Below are 6,606 nucleotides of genomic sequence, written 5' to 3'. Positions count from 1 at the left end.
CAGGGCCTTGATTGGCGGGTCCTGGTAATCCTCATCGATGGCGATGCCCATTTTTTTCAGGCGTGCTTCGGTTTGGGCGCGTTCCTGGGCCATGCATTTGAGTTCGGCGGGGAGAAGGGTTGTCAATTTTCCACGGTCTTCGTCATCGAGAAAACCTTGGTAGAAATCGCGCTCTGACTTGAAGGTCAAGGTGAACAAGTATGACCCCGTCTCTTTGGGAGCATCCGGGTCATTCTCACGCTGCACGGTCACCTTCAGATATAGATTTCCCCGGTACATCAGCCAATTGCTGAACATCGGAAAAGATAACCACTGATCTTTATCCAGTTTAAGCGTTGGGTCCTGCCACGGGCCGGTTGAGACAGAGCTCCCGAGAACTTCCTCTATGTCTTTGAATTTACTTGCTTCCGTAGCAGGTATTCTCGCTTCGTTAGGATAGATATAGCGTTGCCATCCCGCTTTGCTGAGTTTAGCTATCAGCTCATTAAAATAGTCCATGGCAAGTTCGTGCTCGCTATTGGGCTTCACGCCATTTAACGTGATATACGAATTTGACAGGGTGTCACTTTTGTGGGTCATCAGTGCTGCACTGATGACGTCATCGAAAACCATAGGTTGGCTTTTACTTTCGATAATCACTACGGCTTTGTTCGGATGGTCTGAAGGGATGTCGAACTCAAAAAAGCAGAGATCACCATTGCAATCTCTGGATAGTGGTGCAGTCGACTTCGACAGGAGAGATTGAACCGGTTCATCAAAGTTTATTTTGATGGTGGGGTTGTCGTTTTTCATTTCTGAATTCTCACATCCAAGCAACGCTGAAAACAGCAGGAAGATTAGAGGTTTACGCATTTTCACTCCAAGAGGCAATCGTCCTGATTATGCTTTCCATGTGAGTGTTCTGGGTTTGCATAAGGTTATGGTACTTGTTCGCAATGTTTCCAATAAATATTCTGTCTGTGGCGTTATGCAGCTTGCCTTCAGTCATGACGATGTCGTATTGAGGGTCGTTCGTCTCGCACGCCGTACTGAATGCTGCGAGCCGACGAGGGACGCCGAAATGGCCTTCGACCAACGCTTGACTATTGAGCAGCGTTTTAAAAATTTTGCTTTCATAAATTAATGGCTGCAGGATCTTGATCTGTTCATGGTTCGCAATCGCCATCAATGACGCCAGTTGCTGGTTTCGTCGGGCGTCCCGGTTAGTGTTTTTCTCGATTTTCGGAAAATAGGAAAACCCCTGCGCGAGATAGTCAGTGACTTTTAGGTTATTGATTTTGCCAGGTGCTTCACTTGCCCAAGGAAGCGAATCGAATGCAGGCTTAAAGCGATCATTGTACTTCGCCCAGTTGCGGCTGCACATGCACTCTCTAAACTGTTCTGGGTAGTTAATGTAGAACCAATGCCACACGAAAATATCTTGGAATAGCCAAAAATTACCTTTGCCCAGAAAAATCTTAGTTGCTTCAAGTGCGGCATAACCCACCGTCGTATAGCGCATTTTAGTATTGCTAGAATAATCAAGCGCGCACATGACCTGCTTGCTGGCAAACGCCGCAATCCCCGTCCAGTAGAATCGCCCTTTTAATTCGGCCTTGCCACCGCTCTCCAGCTCCAGATAAATTTTTCCGTAGTTGCCCGCGATGCGTGCCGCGCGCGTACTGAAGTTCTCGACGAGCTCATAACGTGCGGGTTCTTTAAATTCAACCCGAGTTTTGGTGCATAACCGTCTCGTGGCAATTTGTTGGCCGAGCGTCCAAAGATCTATACAGCCAGGGTTCAGGTCATTTACTGAACACGCCTGCGCATTAAGATTGAAATCTTCCTTCATGATTTTGTTCTCGGCACGAATTTGTCCGCGTTCACAGGTACTATCAGTTCGTCTGGTATCAAACTGACCTTGGCGTTGTCGGCTTTGGCGCTGAAGAAGCGGGGCGTAGTACCATCTTGGTCGGTGAAATAAACCTTTTTACCTACGCCAGGAATCTCAACCTCTACAGCCACGTTCTCCAGCGGTACTCCGTAACTGGTCATCAGCCTGTTCTGCTCGTCGTACATGCCCGAATCAGTTCCGGTGGGTAGCTCTTTGAACGAATGCTCCATGCTGGCCGGCCCATCCAGCGTCTTTTTAGCGCCCTTGATGTCAATAGTCCCCGGCGCATGCACTTCGATGTTGCTGCCCTTGATGCGGATATAGGCGCCGCCGCTGGTGAGCAGAATCTCTTTCTGCGCGGACATTTCGATCAACTGTTCTAACGACGTCAGCTTCAGGTTCTGCAGCGCAGTCAATTCCATGGCATCGCTTTGCGCCTCCAGTTCGACCTTGCCCTTGGCCGCAAACAACTTGGCCCCGGCGTTCTGCGCAAACAGGCTGATGCTCTGCACCACACTGGCCAGCAGCGACTTACCACTGGCGATGCTGACATCCTTGCCGGTACTGATGGTCAGGTGCTTGCCGCTGTGCAGGTGGGTGTTCTGCGGCGTCGCGGTGGCGATGTCGGCCGGGGAGGAGGCGATCAGCAGCGGCTTCTGATAGCCCGGGGTTTTGCCGCGACCACCGTTGCGAATCGCCCAGGCGGTGTCGCCGCCGTTGCGTTGCTGTTCGCTCGGGCCCTGGCTCGGGCTGCTGCTGTCGTTGCCGTAGGTGACGTCAGTGTCGGCGTTGAGCTGGGTCAGACTATCCAGGCCGGCCTGCAAAGCTTCGGCGTTGTGCTGCTTGGCCGTATCGGAGAGGGTCTTGAGCCGCTGTTCGCTGTTCTGCAGTTGCTGCTGGGCTTCGCTGACGTCGAGCTGGGCGCCCTGGGCGTTGCTGCGTTTCCAGGTGCTCAGGTACAGACCCTGCTGGGCGCGCAGGGCGCCGTAGGCGTCGGTGCGCAGCTCGAAGCCGGTGCCGCGCAGGCCGCCGCGGTTGTTGCCGCGCTGGTCGATCAGGTAGCCAAGGTTGAGCTGGGTGTGGCCGTGGCTGCTGTGCAGCTGGGTGCGTACCTGGCCGGTGGAGTCGTCCATCACCCACTGGTTGAAGCCGCCGCCGCCGACTTCCTTGCTCTTGTAGCCGGACATCAGGCCGCTGGAGTGCCAGGCCGGTTTGTGGCCGCCGTACACCTGGCCCATGACCAGCGGGCGGTCGATGTCGTTGTCGAGGAAGGTCACCACCACCTCTTCGCCGGCCCGCAGCACGTGCACGCTGCCCCAGTCCGGGCCGCTGCTTGGTTGCAGCATGCGCAGCCAGCAGGAAGAGAGCTCGCCATCCTGGCTGAGGCGATCCCAGTGGAAGCGCACGCACAGGCGGTTGAGGCTGTCGGTGAACACTTCATGGCCGCTCGGGGTGACCACCACGGCGGTTTGCGGACCTGGGCAAGTGGGCTTGGCGTGCTCGAACGGGCTGCGGCTTCTCATTGCTGCAATTGGTCTGTTGGTTCTAGATTGAAATACTGTTGTTGGTGGCTGCATTGCCACGCCCCATGACGGGATTTATGGGGCGTATGAATGCATAATCGAGACTATCTTGATGCCAACGAATTGAGTGCCTGGTCCCAAATTTTCATGAACTCAGCTTCGGAAATGGCGTTGGATGCACCACGTGGAGGGAAGGCAGCGCCTTGAGCTGGTTTAGTAATGGTTGTATAGCTGTAGTCCATGTCGAAGCGCAGCTCAGGACTTTCGTCGCTGTTCGGAATGCCCGGGTAATACCAGACGGCGTTAATTTCAGTCAAATAACCGTCGCCAGATTTTTCGGTGCTCGCTTCGATCACTTCTTCGCCAATGACTTCGTTGACTGTGCGCTTCGTATTGCGGATAGTGCGGTGCTGGGCATCAGAATTCAATATCCATTTCGCTTCGTCGCTCGGAGAGATACCGATATTGCCTCTCTGTGATAGCGGTTGGTTTGCTTGCCCGCCATATTGTTTAGATGTGAATTTTGCCCTCAAATCTGGATACTTCGCAAAGCCGAAATTTACGTAGACACCTTCGCTGCCTGTGTTATGAGGTAAACACCCATTTACATAGCATATTTCTTGTTTACTAGTGGTCTGGCTGCGAACAAGGTTCTCGATGATTGACCTGATCTGAGCATCTTTGTTAAGGGTGCTGTCGTTGCCCAACTCGAATTTCATGTTATTGAATCCGTAGTAGGCGACCGTGGAGTACACAACTTTGTTTATCTGTTCGCCGTCTAATCCTTCTCCAGAAATTCGTGTATGGTCATAGTTGTAGATCGAAGCGCCATTGCTCATTTTTTCTTGAATGGCAGTATGCTCGCTGTTATTAAGGTTGCGGCTGCTGACGGAAAGCCATTTTTTTTGAGCGTCCCTTTCAACACGGGCCATTAAATAGTTTGGGGTAATAGACATCGGAACGCCATCTAGTTCCAACAAAGCGCCGTTAAGCACTGCGTGAGTTGGAAGGTCGAGTTTATAGCGTCCCACCAGTACTGTCTTAGAATCGGCTTCCGTCCTTTCCATTTTTTCGGGTGCTCCTAATGCAAACGGGGATATTAATGAGGTGGTGAGTAATATGTAGTATAGGGGTGAAATACATTTGCTCTTGTTGGTCTTGCATGGAGTTAGCATAGGTTGTTAGCGTCTTTGGCAAGGCTGATAATGGAATGAAGTGTGATGGCGCGAGCTGACTTGTCGTTGTAAGATTTGCTGTGTTCGAAGCCGGACAGACGCGCTGAAAATTTAATATGGTCAGTTACCGCAGCAGCGGAATGCGAGGGCACAGTGCCGTCTCCTGTGTCGTCTTGGGAGGCCATGGCTGCATGATAAGCATCCCCGGAATAATTAGCTCCAATAACAGCAGGTCCTTGTATAGGTTGATAGGCTATTTTTCCAGCAGTTTGCATGTTGTTTAAGGTCAAATAATTTATTCGATTATCTGTGCTCAGCCTAAGATTAGGGGCTACTTCCTGAGGGACTTTGGGTGAGAATTTACCCGTCATGTTCCGAAAAGCTTTGAGGATCCAGTCAATTTTATTCCAAGCTGGAAATTTACTGTCGGATCCAAAATGCGCATAGGTTTCCGGAAAGTAATAGGTATCCAGGCTCTTGTGAAAATCCTGAGCCATTCTAAGATTTTTCAGATACAGCGACCAACCCGCCTCAAGTTCTTGCCTGGTTTTTGCGCGTGGCTCAACTAGGCGAGGATCGCATAAACGCCACCAGACTGTAGTCTTTGAGTAGATTTCATCGTAAGGATTATTATTTCTCGGCAACGACATCAACACGGGGCCATCTTTACTGTCCCATCGAGCGTTAAGCCAACCATTGCCATATAGGTGGTTGGGCAGCAGCTGTAAAGGGCCTGGGGCTCCAAAAACTGGCGTAACTTCGTCAGCATTTGCACCTATTGCCATGCGACCTACGGCATCTTCCCATCCCGCCCTCACGCGTCGATAAGCTGTGCCCGCTCCGATCGCCGGCTGGACGCCGTGAACAACACCCAATATATTTTGAGGATTTTTTTGAGCACAGCGGCGGCCAACCAACCCTCCCATTGAGTGTGTCACTAGTATGACCTGATCGCACTTGAGGCCTAAACGTGTTTTACAATCTTTGAGGACAACCTGAATATAACGCGCCAATTCGTCTGCAGATTCCTCGTTGCTTCGCAGCCAATTGTAACCACAAGCGTATACGGGGTAACTCCATGAAGAGGCCTTCTTGTATGCAGCAACGTCGAGAGCTTCATAGCCTTTGATAGACTGAATACTCCCTTCAAAAGCAAGCATGCTCCCTTTTATCCTAGGTTTGTTTTTACCATCATCATGGTAAAGGTTCCTGAGCTCCGACTCGAGAAAGCTCAAGATAGGCCCATATCCACCTAAATCGCTTAAAAGTACAGAGCCCCAACCACGTTGTTCAATCTCTTCTTTGGGCAGTGGGCATGTATCAAAATCAAACCCGGAAAAGTCAGCTTCACCGATAGCTCGAGGTACCTTAGTGCTGTCAGGGTCTAGCAAATACTTTTTTTCGGCAGGACTCAGGCGGTTGAATCCCCCTACGATGCTCAATACACCCATCCATCCTAAGCTGTCAGGAAACCAACTCCATCGACCTTTTAACTTTTTGACCAGGTTCTTGTTGTTTTCTCCTGTGGCGAGCAGCGGCGTCCCCATAATTCCTGGTACAAAAATGATGGGTATCGCCTGCCTAGGGCTTATGTACAGCAAGTTGTCGGAGCAGCCTTGATTTTCCAACGGCGCATTGGCATGCTCGCGCCCGTCGGCGCCTATCTCAGTGGGAAGTACCGTCTGTTTAGTTTCCATGCGAAGATCGTCCTTATTCGATTATCTTGAAGAGATATTTGCCTAACATGTCGCTTTTCTGCTGTTGGGCTCGACCATCAGCATCAGTGATTCCACTAATAATGATGCCGTCTTCACGATGGATTTCATACTTTACATTACGTGCAATTTCTCCATTCTGATATTTCAGGGCAATGCGCTTTTCAAATTTTGCGTCAGGCATTTCGTTATAGCTATGCGACAAACTTGTGGGGCCACTGAAGCTCTTCTTCGCCCCTTTGACATCAATCGTCCCCGGCGCATGGATTTCGATATTGCCGCCCTTGATGCGGATATACCCGCCACCGCTGGTGAGCAGA

The 6,606-nt window shown here is 51.0% G+C and carries 5 protein-coding genes and 1 pseudogene; all 6 read right to left on the bottom strand.

Annotation, left to right across the window (positions count from 1 at the left end; genetic code table 11):
- On the bottom strand, positions 1–852 hold an 852-nt coding region (locus ACIQUF_RS25455), incomplete at its 3' end, for a hypothetical protein (RefSeq protein ID WP_403136497.1).
- Positions 845–1,831 carry a DUF2515 family protein gene (locus ACIQUF_RS25450; RefSeq protein WP_403136495.1) on the bottom strand — a complete coding sequence of 329 codons (987 nt, stop codon included), beginning with the start codon at positions 1,829–1,831 and terminating at the stop codon, positions 845–847. The genes ACIQUF_RS25455 and ACIQUF_RS25450, both read right to left, overlap by 8 nt.
- Positions 1,828–3,387: pseudogene (locus ACIQUF_RS25445) on the bottom strand (DUF2345 domain-containing protein); the annotation flags it as partial. The gene ACIQUF_RS25450 and the pseudogene ACIQUF_RS25445, both read right to left, overlap by 4 nt.
- 113 nt (positions 3,388–3,500) lie before the next feature.
- Positions 3,501–4,463 (bottom strand): T6SS immunity protein Tli4 family protein, encoded by a 963-nt coding sequence (locus ACIQUF_RS25440; RefSeq protein ID WP_403136493.1) that lies wholly within the window; start codon positions 4,461–4,463, stop codon positions 3,501–3,503.
- A gap of 101 nt (positions 4,464–4,564) precedes the next feature.
- Positions 4,565–6,268 (bottom strand): lipase family alpha/beta hydrolase, encoded by a 1,704-nt coding sequence (locus ACIQUF_RS25435; RefSeq protein WP_403136491.1) that lies wholly within the window; start codon positions 6,266–6,268, stop codon positions 4,565–4,567.
- A 13-nt stretch (positions 6,269–6,281) separates the two neighbouring features.
- Positions 6,282–6,606: DUF2345 domain-containing protein (locus tag ACIQUF_RS25430; RefSeq protein WP_403136489.1), on the bottom strand; the 325-nt coding region annotated here is incomplete at its 5' end.

The organism is Pseudomonas sp. NPDC090233 (genome assembly GCF_044772285.1).
GTDB lineage: Bacteria > Pseudomonadota > Gammaproteobacteria > Pseudomonadales > Pseudomonadaceae > Aquipseudomonas.
This window is presented reverse-complemented; position numbering and strand designations above follow the sequence as displayed.

Excerpts from the sequence above, each read along its gene's own strand:
- ACIQUF_RS25440 (WP_403136493.1), bottom strand. The coding sequence starts at position 4,463 with ATGGAAAGGACGGAAGCCGATTCTAAGACAGTACTGGTGGGACGCTAT.
- ACIQUF_RS25450 (WP_403136495.1), bottom strand. The coding sequence starts at position 1,831 with ATGAAGGAAGATTTCAATCTTAATGCGCAGGCGTGTTCAGTAAATGAC.
- ACIQUF_RS25435 (WP_403136491.1), bottom strand. The coding sequence starts at position 6,268 with ATGGAAACTAAACAGACGGTACTTCCCACTGAGATAGGCGCCGACGGG.